Origin of the sequence: Blastomonas sp. AAP25, from assembly GCF_001295965.1 — a bacterium.
Taxonomy (GTDB): Bacteria; Pseudomonadota; Alphaproteobacteria; order Sphingomonadales; family Sphingomonadaceae; genus Blastomonas; species Blastomonas fulva.
This window is the reverse complement of record NZ_LJHP01000005.1, coordinates 1-16835: the sequence shown is the minus strand read 5'-3', so window position 1 is coordinate 16835 and position 16835 is coordinate 1. Positions and strand designations below refer to the sequence as shown.

The 16835-nt window shown below is 63.7% G+C and carries 22 protein-coding genes; 16 read left to right on the top strand and 6 right to left on the bottom strand.

What is annotated here, in order from left to right:
* From IP68_RS04740 to IP68_RS04690, 12 genes are read left to right on the top strand one after another with little or no spacing between them, the layout of a single operon-like run.
* The gene (locus IP68_RS04740) at positions 1 to 243 is read left to right on the top strand and encodes a DUF2312 domain-containing protein (protein WP_054133836.1); all 243 of its coding nucleotides are present in this window, start codon (positions 1 to 3) and stop codon (positions 241 to 243) included.
* Positions 240 to 581 carry a DUF6527 family protein gene (locus tag IP68_RS04735; protein ID WP_054133835.1) on the top strand — a complete coding sequence of 114 codons (342 nt, stop codon included), beginning with the start codon at positions 240 to 242 and terminating at the stop codon, positions 579 to 581. The genes IP68_RS04740 and IP68_RS04735 overlap by 4 nt, the downstream gene beginning before the upstream one ends.
* On the top strand, positions 578 to 997 hold the full coding sequence (locus IP68_RS04730) for a hypothetical protein (RefSeq protein ID WP_054133834.1): 420 nt from the start codon (positions 578 to 580) through the stop codon (positions 995 to 997). The genes IP68_RS04735 and IP68_RS04730 overlap by 4 nt, the downstream gene beginning before the upstream one ends.
* Positions 928 to 2553 (top strand): terminase large subunit domain-containing protein, encoded by a 1626-nt coding sequence (locus IP68_RS04725; RefSeq protein ID WP_082382133.1) that lies wholly within the window; start codon positions 928 to 930, stop codon positions 2551 to 2553. The genes IP68_RS04730 and IP68_RS04725 overlap by 70 nt, the downstream gene beginning before the upstream one ends.
* 4 nt (positions 2554 to 2557) lie before the next feature.
* The gene (locus tag IP68_RS04720) at positions 2558 to 4627 is read left to right on the top strand and encodes a DUF935 family protein (protein WP_054133832.1); all 2070 of its coding nucleotides are present in this window, start codon (positions 2558 to 2560) and stop codon (positions 4625 to 4627) included.
* Positions 4624 to 4785, top strand: coding sequence for a hypothetical protein (locus IP68_RS20120; RefSeq protein ID WP_156317943.1), 162 nt, complete (start codon positions 4624 to 4626; stop codon positions 4783 to 4785). Before IP68_RS04720 ends, IP68_RS20120 begins: the two co-directional genes overlap by 4 nt.
* On the top strand, positions 4782 to 5015 hold the full coding sequence (locus IP68_RS04715) for a hypothetical protein (protein ID WP_054133831.1): 234 nt from the start codon (positions 4782 to 4784) through the stop codon (positions 5013 to 5015). The genes IP68_RS20120 and IP68_RS04715 overlap by 4 nt, the downstream gene beginning before the upstream one ends.
* Positions 5012 to 5278, top strand: a complete 267-nt coding sequence (locus IP68_RS04710; protein WP_054133830.1) for a hypothetical protein — start codon at positions 5012 to 5014, stop codon at positions 5276 to 5278. Before IP68_RS04715 ends, IP68_RS04710 begins: the two co-directional genes overlap by 4 nt.
* Entirely contained in the window at positions 5275 to 5952 is a 678-nt protein-coding gene (locus tag IP68_RS04705; RefSeq protein ID WP_054133829.1) for a DUF2786 domain-containing protein, read from the top strand. The genes IP68_RS04710 and IP68_RS04705 overlap by 4 nt, the downstream gene beginning before the upstream one ends.
* Positions 5949 to 6521, top strand: a complete 573-nt coding sequence (locus IP68_RS04700) for an MT-A70 family methyltransferase (protein WP_197275733.1) — start codon at positions 5949 to 5951, stop codon at positions 6519 to 6521. Before IP68_RS04705 ends, IP68_RS04700 begins: the two co-directional genes overlap by 4 nt.
* Complete coding sequence (locus tag IP68_RS04695; RefSeq protein WP_054133828.1) at positions 6518 to 6796, top strand: hypothetical protein; 279 nt, start codon at positions 6518 to 6520, stop codon at positions 6794 to 6796. The genes IP68_RS04700 and IP68_RS04695 overlap by 4 nt, the downstream gene beginning before the upstream one ends.
* The gene (locus tag IP68_RS04690) at positions 6789 to 8003 is read left to right on the top strand and encodes a phage minor head protein (RefSeq protein WP_197275732.1); all 1215 of its coding nucleotides are present in this window, start codon (positions 6789 to 6791) and stop codon (positions 8001 to 8003) included. The genes IP68_RS04695 and IP68_RS04690 overlap by 8 nt, the downstream gene beginning before the upstream one ends.
* 220 nt (positions 8004 to 8223) lie before the next feature.
* On the opposite strand, the gene IP68_RS04685 is transcribed toward IP68_RS04690, so the two are convergent.
* Complete coding sequence (locus tag IP68_RS04685; protein WP_054133826.1) at positions 8224 to 8538, bottom strand: hypothetical protein; 315 nt, start codon at positions 8536 to 8538, stop codon at positions 8224 to 8226.
* A 229-nt stretch (positions 8539 to 8767) separates the two neighbouring features.
* Between IP68_RS04685 and IP68_RS04680 the strand changes: the two genes are divergently transcribed.
* Positions 8768 to 9613: a DNA adenine methylase gene (locus IP68_RS04680; protein ID WP_054133825.1), complete on the top strand. Its 846-nt coding sequence runs from the start codon at positions 8768 to 8770 to the stop codon at positions 9611 to 9613.
* Between the two features lie 521 nt (positions 9614 to 10134).
* Here the strand turns inward: IP68_RS04680 and IP68_RS04675 are convergent.
* The 5 genes from IP68_RS04675 to IP68_RS19675 form a co-directional block, all read right to left on the bottom strand.
* Positions 10135 to 10932 (bottom strand): helix-turn-helix domain-containing protein, encoded by a 798-nt coding sequence (locus IP68_RS04675; RefSeq protein ID WP_054133824.1) that lies wholly within the window; start codon positions 10930 to 10932, stop codon positions 10135 to 10137.
* Between the two features lie 56 nt (positions 10933 to 10988).
* Entirely contained in the window at positions 10989 to 11897 is a 909-nt protein-coding gene (gene ubiA, locus IP68_RS04670) for a 4-hydroxybenzoate octaprenyltransferase (RefSeq protein ID WP_054133823.1), read from the bottom strand.
* 173 nt (positions 11898 to 12070) lie between these two features.
* Complete coding sequence (locus tag IP68_RS04665; RefSeq protein WP_054133822.1) at positions 12071 to 12871, bottom strand: tryptophan 2,3-dioxygenase; 801 nt, start codon at positions 12869 to 12871, stop codon at positions 12071 to 12073.
* 40 nt (positions 12872 to 12911) lie between these two features.
* Entirely contained in the window at positions 12912 to 13136 is a 225-nt protein-coding gene (locus tag IP68_RS04660; RefSeq protein ID WP_054133821.1) for a hypothetical protein, read from the bottom strand.
* 3 nt (positions 13137 to 13139) lie between these two features.
* Positions 13140 to 13514, bottom strand: coding sequence for a hypothetical protein (locus tag IP68_RS19675; RefSeq protein ID WP_197275731.1), 375 nt, complete (start codon positions 13512 to 13514; stop codon positions 13140 to 13142).
* A 217-nt stretch (positions 13515 to 13731) separates the two neighbouring features.
* Between IP68_RS19675 and IP68_RS04650 the strand changes: the two genes are divergently transcribed.
* From IP68_RS04650 to IP68_RS04640, 3 genes are read left to right on the top strand one after another with little or no spacing between them, the layout of a single operon-like run.
* Positions 13732 to 14739, top strand: a complete 1008-nt coding sequence (locus IP68_RS04650) for a metalloregulator ArsR/SmtB family transcription factor (RefSeq protein WP_054133819.1) — start codon at positions 13732 to 13734, stop codon at positions 14737 to 14739.
* Positions 14736 to 15695, top strand: coding sequence for a methylenetetrahydrofolate reductase (gene metF, locus IP68_RS04645; RefSeq protein ID WP_054133818.1), 960 nt, complete (start codon positions 14736 to 14738; stop codon positions 15693 to 15695). Before IP68_RS04650 ends, metF begins: the two co-directional genes overlap by 4 nt.
* The gene (locus tag IP68_RS04640; RefSeq protein ID WP_054133817.1) at positions 15692 to 16738 is read left to right on the top strand and encodes a homocysteine S-methyltransferase family protein; all 1047 of its coding nucleotides are present in this window, start codon (positions 15692 to 15694) and stop codon (positions 16736 to 16738) included. Before metF ends, IP68_RS04640 begins: the two co-directional genes overlap by 4 nt.
* Positions 16739 to 16835 lie beyond the last annotated feature (97 nt).

Below are 16835 nucleotides of genomic sequence, written 5' to 3'. Positions count from 1 at the left end.
GTGAGTGAAGCCATCACCGCCGACGATCAGCTGCGCTTGTTCCTCGAGCGGATCGAGCGCCTGGAGGAAGAGAAGAAGGGCGTCAGCGATGACATCCGCGACACATACGCCGAGGCGAAGTCTCAGGGGTATGACCCCAAGGTCATGCGCGAGTGCGTGCGCCTGCGGAGGATGGAGCCCCACGATCGCCAGGAAATGGAGATCATCCTCGACACCTACAAGGCGGCACTGGGGCTGGGATGACCGTCCTGTTTGGCCCCTTCCTTAACGTGCTCGAAGGTGGATACATGGCTCGTTGCCCTGGGTGCGACGAGGTCCATTTCATCCCGACGAACCCGTTCCGGTATGCCGAACGGCCGTGCTGGGATTTCAATGGAAATCCCGATGCTCCGACCTTCTCGCCAAGCCTGCTGATCCGCACCGGTCGCGCGGTAGACCCAAATTTCGTTCGCGAAGAGGGCGATCCACCGGACGTCTGCCACAGCTTCATCCGCGACGGTCAATGGCAGTTCTGCAGCGACAGCACCCATCACCTTGCCGGCCAGACTGTGCCCATGCTTCCATGGAGTGACGATGAATGACCGAGCCGCGCCGCCTTGTCATCGGTGATAGCGTCAACGGGCCCGGCGATATTGCATCGCTGGCCTACGCGATCGCGCAGGCTGCCAAGTCGCTCGGGTTCCGAGTGCTTGGGATCAAGGCATCGCGCGCAACGAAAGCGTCGCTGGCCGCTCATGGTTCGCGCACCAAATACGTGCACCTCGCCGATCGACAGGATCGAACTTGGCTCGTGCGGGTCTCAGACCACTATCGCCCCCGCCGCGTGGCACATATCCCGCTGCATTTTGACCTGGTCTCGCTCGACGGCTTGTCAGGCCAGGCAGATGTACGCGACTGGCTGATGTCCGTCGCACGCGGTGAGATTGCATGGGTGCAGCCAATGACATCACCGCGCCGCCGCCCATCTCGTCAGCGCTGGAAGGGTGGGCGGTCATGAGCGCCAAAGTCGGCTCCCTGTCACCGATGGACGATCTGCCGTCGCTGCTGATGCCCTACCAGATCGAGGCCATCCAGCTCAGCGACCAGCACCAGTTATTCGTGAGTGAAAAATCGCGCCGTACTGGTCTGACCTATGCGTTCGGCGCAGATGCGGTGTTGACCGCCGCCCCCGCCCAGGGCGGCCAGGACTTCTTCTACATCGCCTACAACAAGGACATGACGCGCGAGTTCATTGGATATTGCGCGGACTTCCTCCAGGCCTTCGACCAGCTGGCGACCGAGCCCAAAGAGTTCCTGCACAATGATGGATCTGATGAGGGCATCAACGCCTTCCGCATCGATCTGCCATCGGGTCACAAGATCGTGGCGCTGTCCTCCAAGCCGCGCTCGCTGCGCGGTATGCAGGGCAAGGTTCTGATCGATGAAGCCGCGTTCCATGACCAGTTCAGTGATCTGCTTGACGCGGCGATGGCGCTCACCATGTGGGGCGGCAGGGTCGTCGTAATCTCGACGCACAATGGCGCGGACAACGCCTACAACGAGCTGATCGAGGATATCCGCAGCGGTAAGCGCGAAGGTGTGGTGCAGCGCGTCACTTTGAAGGACGCGCTACGCCAGGGCCTCTACCAGCGGATATGCCTGCGTACAAGGGAGCCATGGTCGCCCGAAGCCGAGGCCAAATGGGAAGCATCGCTGCGTAAGCGCTACGGCACCGCTGCCGAGCAGGAGCTGGACGTCGTCCCTTCGCGTGGGTCGGGCATATACCTAGCGCGCGCGACGATCGAGCAGGCAATGTCACACGAGCTGCCGGTCATCCGCCTGGCGTGTCCGGATGGATTCGAGCGGCACGGCGAGGAATACCGCACTAGCTGGATCAAGGAGTTTCTGGAAACCGAGGTCGCCCCTTACCTGGCCGATTTTGATCCCAACCGCCCCACCTATTTCGGCCAGGACTTTGCGCGCAACGGCGACGTCTCGCCTGTTGTGTTCGGCCAGCGCGATGAGAGCATGCGCCGCGTCGCACGCTTCCTGCTCGAGATGCGCAACGTGCCCTTCAAGGATCAGGAGATGATCCTCAACTGGATCATCTCACGCGTGCCCATGTTCGCGTGCGGCAAGATGGACGCGCGCGGCAATGGTTCGGCGCTGGCCGAGGCTATGCAGCAAGAATGGGGCTTTGACCGCGTCGAGGCCGTCCAGACCTCGGAAAAGACATATCTCGCCTTCATGCCGAAGCTTCGCTCCGCGATCGAGGATCAGATGCTTCTGATCCCGTGGGACGAGGGCGTCATGGATGATCTGCGCATGATCAAGCTTGTGCGCGGCATCCCGATGATCCCGGACCGCGGCAAGGTCAGCAAGGCCGACGGCGACAGCGGCAAACGTCACGGCGACGACGCGATCGCGCTCATGCATTTCGTGGCGGCATCCGACGAAGACATTGGCCCGATCGAGTTCTTCTCGGCGGGCCAGCGCAGCACGCATCTGGCCTCCGGGCCTGTCTCGACGCGCGGGTTCGGCTCTGCCGGTGCCCGCGCCGGATTTGTGAGGTAACACCATGGCCCAGCGGCCCCGACCCTTTTCCGCCAGCACCACCCGCGCCATCGCGCGTCGTACCAGCGAGACATCGGGCAATATGCAGGCGCTGATGCGCCCGATCGCGACAACGTCCGACGGTCGCGACATCACCAGGCCGTTCGTCTCCGGCCTCCAGCAGCCGCGCGACCCGCGCATCAGCATGGCGATCGACTGGGGCGTCTACGACGTCATCCTTGAAGACGACCAGGTCTTCTCGACGCTGCAGCAGCGCATTGGCGGCGTTGTCTCGCGCAACTGGAATGTGGTGCCGGGCGATGAAAACGACCCGCGCTCGGTCGAGGCGGCTGAGAAGCTGAGCGACAATCTGCTGCGCCTGGGCTGGGACCGGGTCACCCGCAAAATGCTGTTTGCCACCTTCTACGGTTACTCGGTGGCCGAATGCATGTGGGAGGTCCGCGACGGACTGTTCCAGTTCAAGGATCTGAAAGTCCGCCATGCGCGCCGATTCCGTTACGACGATGCCGGCAACCTCCGGCTGATCACCCGCGTGAATTGGAATGGGGAGCTGCTGCCCGATCGCAAGTTCTGGGTAGCGACTGCTGGTGCCAGCGACGATGACGAGATCTACGGGCGCGGCTTGGCCGAATGGCTTTACTGGCCGACACTGTTCAAGCGGAATGGCCTGCGCTTCTGGAATAACTTCCTCGACAAGTTTGGCGCACCGACCGCCGTTGGCAAGTATCCATCTGGCACGCCACAGGACCAGGTCAACAACCTGCTGTCCGCGCTGCAGGCCATCCAGACCGATACCGGCATCGCGATCCCCGAGCGGATGGTCATCGAGCTCCTGCAGGTCGCCAAGAGCGGCGTGGCGGATTACGAGCAGCTTTGCCGCTACATGGACGAGTGCATCGCCAAGGTGGTGCTCAGCCAGACCATGACCACTCAGGACGGCTCATCGCTCAGCCAGGCGCAGGTGCATGCAGGCGTAAAGCTCGAGGTGGTTAAGTCCGACGCGGATCTGCTGTCCGACAGCTTCAACGCAGGCCCAGCGCGGTGGTGGACCGATTTCAACTACGGTCCGGATGTCGCCAGCCCGCGCGTCATGCGCGATGTCGAGGAAGAGACCGATACCAAGCTGGCCGCAGAAACCGACAACCAGCTGAAAGGGCTGGGCTGGGAGCGGACCGAGGAAAGCTTCCAGGACACCTATGGCGACGGCTATGTCCGTGTCCAGAAAGCGGATACGCAGACGCCCGATTCCGCGCAGCTTGATCCGGTAGCCGACCAGAAGCTGCTGGAGGACAACCGGCGCGAGCCGCTCCAGCCGGTAACGGAATTTGCCGCGGATGATCCGCGCCCGCTCTACGTCCACCGCAAGCTAGTGAATGCCGAAAAGCTGGTCGCCTGGGCGCGCAAGCAGGGCTTCAAGACGGTGGTCGATCCTGCCGACATGCATGTCACCGTGGCTTATTCCAAAAAGGCGGTGAACTGGTTCGGCATGGGCGATGACTATGGCTTCTACCGCGAGCCGCTGCGCGTCATGCCAGGCGGCCCGCGCGTGGTTGACCGTCTCGGCGACCAGGGCGCTGTGGTCCTGCACTTCTGGGACGGATATCTGGCAAACCGGCACCGCACCATGCGCGAGGCCGGCGCGAGCTGGGATTTCCCGACCTACCTCCCGCACGTCACCTTCACCTATGAACCAGGCGAGGTCGATCTGGCCGCAGTCGAGCCGTTCACTGGCGAACTGCTGTTCGGCCCGGAAATCTTCGAGCCGATCGATGACGACTGGGCCAGCGGCGTCCGCAGCGTCGACCTGGCCGAGGGCGACCCGGATTATGTCGAGCAGTCGCTGGAAAACACCCTGATCGACGAGCTGATCGCCGCCGAAGATGAACGCGTCACCGCAGCGATGACCGGCTCGATCTTCGACCGCATCTCCGCAGCAGCGACCTCGGCCGAGCTGCTCAAGCTGCTCGACACCGAGGCGACCGCGCTGATGAACGATGCCCCCTTGCGCGACAGCATCGAGCGCGCGGCTTTCGCCATGCGCCTGGCGGAAGAGAACCGGGAGGGCGGGGCGTGAGCAGCTTCCTGACTGCCTTCTTACGCGCGCTGTGCCACAAGCCGGAACCCGCCTGCAGGAAGCGCCGGCCACGCGATATCGTCCATGTCACCGGGCCCGAGCAGCTCGGCAAGCGGGCAAAGCGCCGCGCGCGCGGCAAGCGGAAGGGCGCCGCATGAACCTTTCAGCCGCCCAAAACGATGCACTGAAGTGGCTGCGGGAGCGCGGCGGCGATGGCTGTTTCGACAACAACGGTATCGTCCTGGCTGGCGGTGAGACCGCACCCATCATGCGGGCGACCTGGAATGCACTGCGCGATCTCGGCCTGATTGAATTCTACAATCCGCGCCCTGACCGCAAAGGTAGGGGGCGCATCCGGATTGCGCAGTCGCAGGCCGCAGGCGTATGACCCGCGCGACGCTCCCCCAGCTGGCCTATGCGCTCGGTATGGTCGAAGGGCTCCTTCGCCAGCTGCCCGCGATCAGCGTGATCTATTCGGTGCAGATGCAGCTTGGTGATGGCTGGACCAGGCACCGCAACGATACCTTCAGCCTCCGCTTGGCAGGCATCTCCGCTACCTGTGACGCAGCCGACCCGGATTGCATCGCCATCACCCTGAGAAACTGGCTCACCGCCGCACGTGAGCGGCTTGGATGGGAGATGTCATCATGATCGACAAACAATTGCTGCTCAAGATCAGGAAGTGCCTGCAATTGGCCAGATCGGCCAATGAACACGAGGCCGCAACTGCGCTCGCCAAGGCCCGCGAGCTGATGGAAGCGCATGGCATCACCGATGACGATCTGGCCATGGCAGAGATTGATGAGGCAACCGCACGCTCCACGCGCAACATGCGGCCACCCGTATGGGAATGCCATTTGAATGCAGCGGTTAACCGCGCGTTGGGGACCATCTCGTTTCTGGATGCTGTCGGAGACCGGTGCTTCGTTGGCCGCGGCCCAACCCCGACGATCGCGTCCTACGCCTTTGCAATGCTGTTCCGGCAGCTCAAGATCGCGCGCAGCGAATATATTCGCACCCAGCTGAAACGGTGCAAGCCGGGCCGCAAGCGCCAGCGCGCGGACGTCTTCTCGCAAGGCTGGGCATATGGCGTTGTGCAAAAGGTCAGGGACATCGCGCCTGAGCGCAGGGAAGACCCGGCAATCGAGCGGTGGCTGGCTGTTCAGCATCCGGGCTTGGCACACGTCGATGCACGCCGTGCTGATGTGAAGGGCCAAGCCATGACCAATGATTTCTGGCGCGGCCATGAGAGCGCAGGCGACGTCGATCTCAACCACGGGGTAGCAGGCTCCGCAGGCTCGGCGCTTTTGGCGCACGTGTTATGAGCCCCTTCGCCAATCTCCCGATGTTCGGCTTCGACATCATCCATGCGGACCCGCCCTGGGGCTTCGACAACTGGTCGGAGAAGGGGGAGGATCGCAACCCAAACCAGCATTATGACACGATGCCCTGGGACCAGATCGCGGCGCTGCCAGTGGGCGAGCTGGCGAGCGGCAACTGCGCGCTGTTCCTTTGGGCAATCGATCCTCTGCTAGACCGGGCGTTCGATGTCATGCGCGCCTGGGGCTTTCGCTACGTGACGGTGGCGTTCACCTGGGCCAAGCTCAACCCGTCGGGTGAGGGCTATGCGATGGGCACCGGCTACTACACGCGCGCCAATCCTGAAATCTGCCTCCTCGGCGTGACTGGCAAGATGCCGCGTATGGATGCCGGCGTGCGCCAGCTGGTCGTCGAGCCGCGCCGCGAGCATAGCCGCAAGCCCGATCGCATCGCCGATGACATCGTCCGCCTCTTTGGCGATCGCCCGCGCATCGAACTGTTCGCCAGGACCGCGCGGCCAGGCTGGGCAGCGTGGGGCAACCAGGTCGACAAGTTCGAAGGGGCTAGCTCATGAGCTTTTTGCATTGGGACGAAGAGACCACGCGCCTCAAGAAATACAGCGCCAGCACGACAAGCGGGCCACGTGGGAGGACTGTCATTCGGATCGAGATCGAGACGTCTGATACCTATGATCTGGCGCAGCTGCTCAAAACGCTCTCGGAGATTGATCAGAAACAACGTCAGCCCAAGTCACGTCCTGCTGCGGCCGCCAAGAAACGCGACGACCTGTTGGCATTGCCAGCGCCTCAGTTGCAACTAACGGATGGGCGGAACCCGTTCGATGCCTGAGCTGCGCCCCACCATGTATCTCAGCCCGGAAAATACCGTCCGGGTCTGGCAGGAGCGGCAGGAGCTGCGCCCGACCGTGCGCTGGTCGGAGATGATGCACGAGGAGCACTCTCGCGCCTTCACCGTGGCCAAGATCGCCAAGCTTGATCTGCTCGCAGCGGTCCAGAAGTCCCTGGACAAGGTTGTTCGGGATGGCGGCACCTTCGAGACCTGGAAGGCCAACATCCTGCCCGAGCTGAGGCGCGCTGGGTGGTGGGGTGAAGTGTCCGATCGCGCGCTGACCGGTACCGACCAGACCATCATCGTCAACGATCGCCGGCTGCGGAACATCTATCGCACCAACATCCGAATGAGCATAGCGGCGGGCCGCTGGCGGCGTTTCCAGGCGCAGAAAGAGCTGTTTCCCTACCTGCGGTACCGTTCGGACCATCCCCGCCGTAAGCCGCGCGAGGATCATCTGAGTTGGCATGGCATCATCCTTCCGGTCGACCACCCTTGGTGGCAGGAGCATTTCCCGCCAAATGGCTGGGGGTGCAATTGCCTGCCCGAGCAAGTGTCTGAAGGGATGCTGAAGCGGCGTGGCTGGAAGGTGACGACGGATCTGCCGCTGGCTGCAAGCCAGCCATTCTATCCGGCAGGCCGCACCGATCCGATCATGGTGCCCAGAGGCATTGATCCTGGCTTCAGCTACAATCCCGGCACCGCGCACCTGCGCGTCATCGCCGAGAAGGCGCTCGACTCGGTCGAGGATGCCGCACAGGCGGGCCTGACGAACGCAGCTCGGCAGACGATTCGAGAGATCGCGGCAGACCCGGCGTTCGACCAGTTCGTCGCGCTGCCCAACCAGCCGTTCCCGATCGCGGCGCTTTCGGTCGACCAAGCCGCTGCTCTGGGCGCGACCGCGCGCACCGTTCGCTTTTCGCCCCAGACGTTGGAAAAGCAGAAGGGACGCCACCCCGAGCTGACCATCGCTGACTACCGGCTGCTGCCGGAGATCGTCTCCAACCCCGCGCACGCCTTGCGCGAGGATGATCGCAAGGTGCGGCTCCTGTGGGAATCAGATGGCCAGTGGTGGCGCGCCACCGTCAAGTCGACCGAGCAGGGCAACGAGCTTTACGTGCTCAGCCTCCATCGCCTGCGGGCAGACGATGTCTCGTCTCTCGTGAGCCGTTTTGCAGCGATATTGGAGTGGTTCGGTGCGCGGTAAGGACTGCCGATTCCCTTACACGCGCTCCGGGCTTTTGGCCCGTGCTACGGCAGGCAGGATCACCGTGTTTCGCGCACCGAGCTCGGGACATACAATAATGCAGGGTTCCAATCAATGAACGTCGACCACGAGCCAACTCCAGCGGCCAGCGCTGAGGCTGACAAAGTCAGGGCAATCGGCGCGTTGCGCGATGACCTGCAGCGTATCCATCGAGCCGAAGCTAATCGGATTGGCGCATTACAGCGATCAATTTCACCCATTTCCTGGCCAGCGCAAAAAGCTCTTCCTCTTTTTGGTCTAGCTCTTTGTGCAATTGCTGCATGCCAAGTCGCTGTAAGTCGCTCTGTGCGATCGCATCAAACTGCAACGACTCGTACATCGCTATCATCTCTTCTGCCCGCAGCTGGGGATCGGTTGCAGACCGGCATATCTCTGCAATCAGCATGGCGCATATTTTGCGCGTGATAAGGTTTTCGGCCCGCAGGTTTGCGATCTCCGCCAGGAACGCTTGGTTGATGGCGTGCTGGTCTTTCAAATTTTCCTCCTGCCTTCGGTCGAATCGCCACCATCGGAAACGATGGTCTCGACCGGCTGGCTATCAGATGCACCTGCCGTGCAACACAGTTTCCAGCGCCCTGCATGGGCGGGGGAAAAGGCGCGCCAACGCCTCTTGCCGACGGATCAGACCCGCCATGACCGACCTGGTCCATAACCCGGTCATCCCGCCACCCGCACGCGAGTTGGTGGAACATAGTAGGAACATCATGCAAGAGTCGAGTCCCCATTCTGCGCAGGCTGTCGGCCTGGCGCAGGTCCAGCCCGTCCATCCACCGGCCGCATATATTGGCGGCAAGCGCCTGCTGGCCAAACGCATTGTGGCGCGGATAAGCGCCACGCGGCACACAGGTTATGCAGAGCCCTTTGTCGGCATGGGCGGCATCTTTCTCCGCCGCGACATGCGCCCCAGCGCCGAGTTCATCAACGACTGGTCGATGGACGTCGCCACCTTCTTTCGCATCCTGCAGCGCCACTACATCGCCTTCATGGATATGCTTCGTTTCCAGCTCACAACCCGTGCCGGGTTCGAACGGCTGGCAGCGACTGATCCTGCCACGTTGACCGATCTCGAGCGGGCGGCGCGCTTCCTCTATCTCCAGCGGCTGACCTTTGGCGGCAAGGTGGCGAGCCGCACCTTCGGCGTCGATCGGAACACCCCGGCCAGGTTCGATGTCACCAAGCTCGGGAGCATCCTGGAGGCGATCCATGAGCGCCTCTCCTCGGTCGTCATCGAGCGGCTGCCTTGGGCAGACTTCATCGCCCGCTACGACCGTCCCGGCATGCTCTTCTATCTCGATCCGCCCTACTTCGGATGCGAGCAGGATTATGGGCGCGATGCAGCAGGCGCACCTCTGTTCGACCGCTCACAATTCGCAAAAATGAATGATCTGTTGGGCCACCTCAAAGGCCGGTTCATCCTGAGCATCAACGACACGCCGGAGGTTCGCGCGATCTTTTCCGGGTTTTCGATCGAGGCCGTCCCAACCTCATATTCGGTCGGGGGAGGCGACCGCCAGAAGGCGGTTAGCGAGCTGATAATTTCAGGGCCATAAATGGTTTCCAGGCGTGCGACAGAGCGTGCGAGAGAGCGTGCGAGAGAACTGATGCCAAAAAATGGCCAAACCTCGGAAACGTGGGGCTCTCATCACAGTGCGTGCCCGAATCCCTTTATCTCGCACGTTCGAGGGGCTTTTGACGCATTTCTGCGGGTTTCACGCGGGCACCGAGGCCGCTTGCTCCCAGCGGTGGCCAAAAATGCCCGAAGGCCCTCCAGGCGCAGTTATCTGCCGAGATGCCCGGATTTCTGCGGTCCCACGTCCCGCCAAGGCCCAAAATTTCCCGCTGATCCCGCCACCCGTATTAATGGCCAGTCACAATCGCCTTGTCGGGATATTTTACACCCGATTACAACTCGAAGCTTTCGTTAACCATCTAACCCTATGACAGCGCTTGTAATGATCGGACTGGCACACGGTCTGCATCGGCAAGAGCACAGTCGTCTTCAAAGATAGGCAGGGCGGTCGCTTCACAGGTCTCGCACCGCCCTGCCGTTCCCCCTTAAAAACCGCTGATCTCAGGCTACACCCAGCGAGCGCAGCGCCTGCATGGTGTGCGCGTCGGCGGGAAAGAACGTCTCAAGCGCGAGTTCCGACAGCGTGATGTCGCGCGGCGTGCCGAAGATCGTCACCGTGGTCATGAAGGACAGCCTGCCCGCCACCGTATCGATCACCAGCGGCAGCGCGATCGGCGCGCGCCCGGCAGGGGCATTGTCGTTTGCCGACCCCGGATAGCCCGCCAGCTCATCGCGCAGCAGGCTGAGCGCTGCATCGGCGGTTAGCTCGATATCGCGGTCGAGCCGGTGGAGGATGTAGCTGCGCCATTGCTCGTAATTGACGATCTGCGGCGCCAGACCATCGGGGTGGAGCGCCAGCCGCAGCACGTTGACCGGCGGCACCAGAAGGTGCGGCGCGATCTGCTCGGTCAGCAGCGCCAGCGCGCCATTGGCGGCCACCATGTTCCAGTGCCGATCCACCGCCAGCGCGGGAAACGGCTCGTGCGCCTTGAGCAGATGCTCGACCGCCGCCAGTGCCTCGGCCATTTCGGGCGCGGAAAGGCCTGTCTCCTCGAACTCGGGCGCCAGCCCTGCTGACAGCAGGATCTGGTTGCGCGCGCGCAGCGGGATATCGAGATAGTCGGCGAGACGGATGATCATGTCGCGGCTGGGCTGGGCACGCCCGGTTTCGACGAAACTGAGATGCCGGGTGGACATCTCCACCTCCAGCGCCAGTTGCAACTGGCTGAGGCGGCGGCGCTCGCGCCATTGGCGCAGCTGTTGCCCGGCGGGCTCGGATGTGCGGGTATCCTGTGGCATGGCCGCGATCCTAGCGGGGAGAGATAGGCTAAACCATTACCTTGCAGGTCATGATGCTACCCCGCCAGCCCCACCGTCGCAAAGGCCAGAAAGGCCAGCAGCCCGGCATCGCGGTTGCTGCGGAACTTGGTCAGCGGGTCCTGCGGATCGGCGGGCTTGAGCGCGACGACCTGCCAGCAAAGGTGCAGCGCGACGGGCGCCAGCGCGGCGAGCGCCAGCACATCGGGGCGGACCTGCCAGATCGCCGCTGCCCACAGGCCCAGGGTCAGCGCATAGAACAGCGCGACGCCAGGCCTGACGGCAGCGCCCATTGCGCGCGCGCTCGAACGGATGCCGGCCAGTGCATCGTCCTCGACATCCTGCAGCGCGTAGATGGTATCATAGCCGATGACCCAGGCAACGCAGCCGAAATAGAGCAGGAACGCAGGCAGCGGCAGCGCATCGTCCACCGCCGCCCAGGCGACGAGCGCGCCCCAGCTGAACACCAGCCCGAGCCAGGCCTGCGGCCACCACGTGATCCGCTTCATGAACGGATAGGCCGCGACCAGCGCCAGCGAGCCGATCGCGATCAGCGCCGAAAGCAGGTTGAGCTGGACCAGCACCACCAGCCCGATCGCGCACAGCGCCAGCAGCCAGCCCCAGGCGGCCTTGAGGCTCACCGCGCCGCTCGCCAGCGGGCGCCCGCGGGTACGTGCCACCTGCGCGTCGAGATCGCGGTCGACGATATCGTTGTACACGCAGCCCGCGCCGCGCATCGCGATCGCGCCGAGCAGCATCCACAGCACCAGTGGCCAATGCGTGCGCAGCCCGCCCGACAGCGCCAGCGCGAACGGGCAAGGCCAATAGAGCAGCCACCAGCCGATCGGCCGGTCGAACCGCGCCAGCAGCGCATAGGGTCGCGCCGCAGCGGGCAGCAGCGCCAGCAGGCCGCGTGTTTCGGTATCGGGGAGGGGTGCGGTGGTCATGAGCGTGGCTTAGCGGGGAATGGTCTGGCAAGAAACCTGCCGATCGTACGAAACCTCAATTCTATCCGTCACCCCCGCGCACGCGGGGGTCCCGCTTCTGCGTCGACCTCAGCCAAGAAAGCGTCGTGCCCGCTTTCGCGGGAATGCCGAGGGATAAGTTCGAAGCCGCAGGGCTATAGCCGCGTGCGCAGCGACCACAGTTCCGGAAACGCCTTCTTGCCCAGCGTCGTGTGCAGATAGGCTGCCCCCGCGGTGCCGCCGGTGCCGCGCTTCATGCCGATGATCCGCTCGACGGTCAGCACGTGCTTGTGCCGCCAGGCGGCCATCGCATCGTCGAGATCGACCAGCTTCTCGGCAAGCTGGTACAGGTCCCAGTGGCGCTCGGGATCGGCATAGACCTGGACGAAGGCGTCCTCGACTGCGGTATGCGGCGCATAGGCCTGGCTGAAATCGCGCTCCAGCACCTCTGCCGGGATGGCAAAGCCGGCGCGCGCGGCGGCCGCGATCGCGTTGTCCCACAGGCTGGGGCTCGCCAGCGCCTCGGCCATCGCCGCCTGCGCCTCGGGCCGGTCGTCCTGAAACTTGAGGAACGCCTTGTCCTTGAGGCCGAGCAGATATTCGACCGTGCGGAACTGGTCCGACTGGAAGCCCGAGCTGGGCCCCAGCACGTTGCGGAAGCGGGTATAGTCGCTTGGCGTCATCGTCGAGAGGATATCCCAGCTCAACGTCATCACCGCCTGGATGCGGCTGACCCGGGCCAGCCCCTTGTACGCGGGGATCAGCGCGTCCGAAGCCACCTGGGCGTTGGCCATCCGCAGCTCGCGGATGATCTGCTTGAGCCACAGTTCCTTGGTCTGGTGGATGATGATGAACAGCATCTCGTCGTCCTCGGACGACTGGGGCTGCTGGCAATCGAGCAGCGAATCGAGCGCGAGATAGCGCGCATAGGTCATGGGGGAGGATGTGTCGGTCATGCCCGGCTTGATAGCGGCAGGGCGACCGAGGCGAAACCTGCTATTGCGCGGGCGCGTCCTGCGCTGCGCCTTGCTGCGCGGAGGCAGCAGCGGGATCGGCATTGCGCTCGTCGAGCATTTCGGCGGCTTCGTCCAGTGCGCGGGCCTCGCCCACCGTGACACCGCCGGGGCCCGGATCATTGTCCGCTGCCCCACAAGACATGGCCGCCAGCGCGCTAACGCTGGCGGCCAGTATCTTCAGCATGCTTCCGAAGAAGCGATGCATGGCTTATTCAGCAGCCTTCTTGGCAGCTTCACCAGCGGCCGCAGCAGCGTCCTTGGCTTCGCCAGCAGCAGCAGCAGCTTCGTCAGCGCCAGCTTCAGCAGCGTTCACAGCGCCTTCAGCAGCAGCTTCGGTGGCTTCACCAGCAGCTTCGGTTGCTTCAGCAGCGGCGTCGCCAGCAGCTTCAGCAGCTTCCATGCCGGCATCAGCAGCTTCTTCAGCGGTTGCTTCTGCGGTGGCAGCTTCTTCGGTGTTTTCTGCGCCGCAAGCAGCCAGGGCCAGCGAGAGAGCGGCAACCGATGCGATCGAAAAAATGGTCTTCATCTTGAACTTCCGTCCTGTTCTAATTGGCTGATCACCAGCCCAAAAGGAGTTAAACACGTCACAATTGTGCCGACAAGCTTCAGACAAGCCCCCACTGTCGGACCGGCGCATCTAGCGCCAGTTTTTCGCCTTTGCAATCACTTTGGTTGGGAAAGTCGCCAAACAGAGACACAAGCTTACAAATCGCATGGGCCACGCGGCTTTTCCGGCAGCTTCCCGCGCCGGGCAATATGCCGCATTGACCACATATAAAGAATTCTTTATATGCCCTTTCATGGATATGACGCTGCTCTTCAAGGCCCTGGCCGACGACAGCCGTTTGCGCATCATGCTGCTGCTGCAGCTGATGGAGCTTTCGGTTGGGGAGCTCGCGGCGGTGCTGGACCAGAGCCAGCCGCGCGTTTCGCGCCATGTGCGCATTCTGGCAGAGGCTGGGCTTGCCGAGCGGCACAAGGAAGGCAGCTGGGTGTTCCTGCGCCCCGCGCTGCCGCGGCTGAACCACAAGGCTGCCAGCCTGCTCGATGCCTTCCTGCGCCACGACGATGCCGTCGGTCCGGTGCTGAGCGCGCAACACGCCGCCGACCGGGCGCAGCTGGATGCGATTCGCGCCATCCGCGAGCAGCGTGCGGCCGATTTCTTCGCGCAGCATGCCGGGCAATGGGATGCCATCCGGTCGCTGCACCTGCCCGAGGCCGACGTCGAAGCCGCGCTGGCGGATATGATTCGCGACCAGCCGTTGGGGCGTCTGCTCGATATCGGCACCGGCACCGGGCGGATGATCGAGCTGTTCGCCAACAGCGCCGAACACAGCACCGCGCTCGATCGCAGCCCTGAAATGCTGCGGCTGGCACGCGCCAAGCTGCAGCATCACGCCACCGAACAGGTCGATCTGGTGCAGGCGGATTTCTACGCGCTGCCGCTGATCGACCAGGGCTTCGACACGATCCTGCTGCACCAGGTGCTGCATTATGCGCAGAACCCGCAAGGGGTGATCGACGAGGCAGGCCGGGTGGCAGCACCCGGCGCGCGCATCGCCATCGTCGATTTTGCCCCGCATGCGCTGGAGGAGCTGCGCGAACGCGACGCGCATGCGCGGCTCGGGTTCGGCGATGACCAGATCGCCACGATGCTCGCCGGTGCCGGGATCGACCTTATCGAGACGCGCAGCCTTTCGGGCGGCGCGCTCACCGTGAAAATCTGGCTGGGGGTGCGGCATGGCAAGGCGCCGCCCGCCTCCCTCCACCCGCAAAGACAACAAACGCCCAGAAAGGCTGCTGCATGACCCTGTCGCTCAAACAATTGGCTGAAGCGCGCGAGGCGCTTGGTACCCCGCTGTTCGCAGGGCTGGCCGGCGATGTCGAGGTGAGCTTCGAGTTCTTCCCGCCCAAGACCGAGAAGATGGAAGAGACCTTGTGGGACACGCTGACCACGCTGGCGCCGCTCAAGCCCAAGTTCGTCTCGGTGACCTATGGCGCGGGCGGGTCGACCCGCGAGCGCACCCACGCCACCGTCGCGCGGATTGCGGCCGAAACCGCGATTCCCGCCGCAGCGCATCTGACCTGCGTCGATGCCACTCGAGACGAGATCGACGAGATCGCGCAGAACTACTGGAACGCGGGCGTGCGCCACATCGTCGCGCTGCGCGGTGATCCGCCGCGTGCGGGCGAGAAGTTCAGCCCCCATCCGGGCGGCTATGCCAATGCCGCAGAGCTGGTCACCGGCCTCAAGAAAGTCGCGCCGTTCGAGATTTCGGTCGCGGCTTACCCTGAAACCCATCCCGATGCCGATTGTGCCGACAGCGACATCGACAATCTCAAGCGCAAGATCGATGCGGGCGCGGACCAGGCGATCAGCCAGTTCTTCTTCTCGCCCGAAGCGTTCTTCCGCTTTCGCGATGCCTATACCAAGGCCGGCATCACCAAGCCGATCCTGCCGGGCATCCTGCCGGTCAGCAATGTCGCCACCACCCGCAAGATCGCGGGAATGTGCGGCACCGCCATCCCGCAATGGATGAACGACCTGTTCGAAGGGCTGGACGATCACCCCACCACCCGCCAGCTGGTTGCTGCCACGGTGGCCGCCGAACTGTGCCGCCGGCTCTATTCGGGCGGTGTGCGCCACTTCCATTTCTACACCCTCAACCGGGCCGAGCTCAGCTTTGCGATCTGCCACCTGCTTGGCCTGCGCGCCAACCGGCACGCACAGGCGGCTCCGGTTCTCCAGGAGAATGCCGCGTGACCCCCGCCGAACACCTCAAGTCGATCGCCGCCACCCGCATCATGATGCTCGATGGCGGCTATGGCACCGCAATCCAGGCGGCCAAGCTGACCGAGCAGGATTTCCGGGGCAATCTGGAGTTCACGCACGACCAGAAGGGCAACAACGATATCCTCGCGCTCACCTGTCCTCCGGTGATCGCGGGAATCCACCGCGCCTATCTGGATGCAGGATCGGATATCATCGAGACCAACACCTTCAGCGCCAACCGCATCAGCCAGGCCGATTATGGCGCGGAACATCTGGTGCGCGAGATCAATCTGGAATCCGCCCGTGTCGCGCGCGAGGAAGCCAATGCGGCGCATGCCCGTGACGGCAAGCCCCGCTTTGTGGCAGGTGCGATCGGCCCGACCAACAAGACGCTGTCGCTGTCGCCGGATGTCAACGATCCGGGCTATCGCGAGGTCGATTTCGATACCATGCGCGATGTCTATCGCGAACAGTGCGACGCGCTGGTCGAAGGCGGGGTAGACTTCATTCTGATCGAGACGATCTTCGACACGCTGAACGCCAAGGCCGCCGCGATGGCCGCTCGTGATGCGGCGCAGGCTGCCGGGCGCGAAGTGCCGATCATGATCTCGATGACGATCACCGACATGGCCGGACGCAATCTGTCAGGCCACACCGTCGAGGCGTTCTGGCACGCGGTGCGGCACATCAAGCCGCTAACCATCGGGCTCAACTGCTCGTTCGGCGCCGACCTTCTGCGCCCGCATCTGGCGGCGCTGGCGCGGCAGGCCGATACTTTGGTGATGGCCTATCCCAATGCCGGGCTGCCCAATGATCTTGGCCAGTATGACGAGCTGCCCGAACAGACCGCAGAGCTGATCAAGCAGTGGCTCGACGACGGCCTGATCAACATCGTCGGCGGCTGCTGCGGCACCACCCCTGCGCATATCGGCGCAATCGCGCGCGCGGTTGCCGATGCCCAGCCCCGCGCCATCCCCACCCCGCCGGTGCAGACGCGCCTCGCCGGGCTGGAGCCGTTCACGATGGCGGCTTGATCCAGACTTCTCCCCTCCCGCCTGCGGGAGGGGCAGGCCGCGCCGCAGGCGTGGCCGGGGTGGGCCTGAACCTGCCCGAAGTTTTGTAGCCGCCCCC

Bases quoted from the DNA above. Each gene is read 5' to 3' on its own strand.
- IP68_RS04735 (WP_054133835.1), top strand. From the start codon at position 240: ATGACCGTCCTGTTTGGCCCCTTCCTTAACGTGCTCGAAGGTGGATAC.
- IP68_RS04730 (WP_054133834.1), top strand. From the start codon at position 578: ATGACCGAGCCGCGCCGCCTTGTCATCGGTGATAGCGTCAACGGGCCC.
- IP68_RS04725 (WP_082382133.1), top strand. From the start codon at position 928: ATGGGTGCAGCCAATGACATCACCGCGCCGCCGCCCATCTCGTCAGCG.
- IP68_RS04720 (WP_054133832.1), top strand. From the start codon at position 2,558: ATGGCCCAGCGGCCCCGACCCTTTTCCGCCAGCACCACCCGCGCCATC.
- IP68_RS04715 (WP_054133831.1), top strand. From the start codon at position 4,782: ATGAACCTTTCAGCCGCCCAAAACGATGCACTGAAGTGGCTGCGGGAG.
- IP68_RS04710 (WP_054133830.1), top strand. From the start codon at position 5,012: ATGACCCGCGCGACGCTCCCCCAGCTGGCCTATGCGCTCGGTATGGTC.
- IP68_RS04705 (WP_054133829.1), top strand. From the start codon at position 5,275: ATGATCGACAAACAATTGCTGCTCAAGATCAGGAAGTGCCTGCAATTG.
- IP68_RS04700 (WP_197275733.1), top strand. From the start codon at position 5,949: ATGAGCCCCTTCGCCAATCTCCCGATGTTCGGCTTCGACATCATCCAT.
- IP68_RS04695 (WP_054133828.1), top strand. From the start codon at position 6,518: ATGAGCTTTTTGCATTGGGACGAAGAGACCACGCGCCTCAAGAAATAC.
- IP68_RS04690 (WP_197275732.1), top strand. From the start codon at position 6,789: ATGCCTGAGCTGCGCCCCACCATGTATCTCAGCCCGGAAAATACCGTC.
- IP68_RS04680 (WP_054133825.1), top strand. From the start codon at position 8,768: ATGCAAGAGTCGAGTCCCCATTCTGCGCAGGCTGTCGGCCTGGCGCAG.
- IP68_RS04675 (WP_054133824.1), bottom strand. From the start codon at position 10,932: ATGCCACAGGATACCCGCACATCCGAGCCCGCCGGGCAACAGCTGCGC.
- ubiA (WP_054133823.1), bottom strand. From the start codon at position 11,897: ATGACCACCGCACCCCTCCCCGATACCGAAACACGCGGCCTGCTGGCG.
- IP68_RS04665 (WP_054133822.1), bottom strand. From the start codon at position 12,871: ATGACCGACACATCCTCCCCCATGACCTATGCGCGCTATCTCGCGCTC.
- IP68_RS04660 (WP_054133821.1), bottom strand. From the start codon at position 13,136: ATGCATCGCTTCTTCGGAAGCATGCTGAAGATACTGGCCGCCAGCGTT.
- IP68_RS04650 (WP_054133819.1), top strand. From the start codon at position 13,732: ATGGATATGACGCTGCTCTTCAAGGCCCTGGCCGACGACAGCCGTTTG.
- metF (WP_054133818.1), top strand. From the start codon at position 14,736: ATGACCCTGTCGCTCAAACAATTGGCTGAAGCGCGCGAGGCGCTTGGT.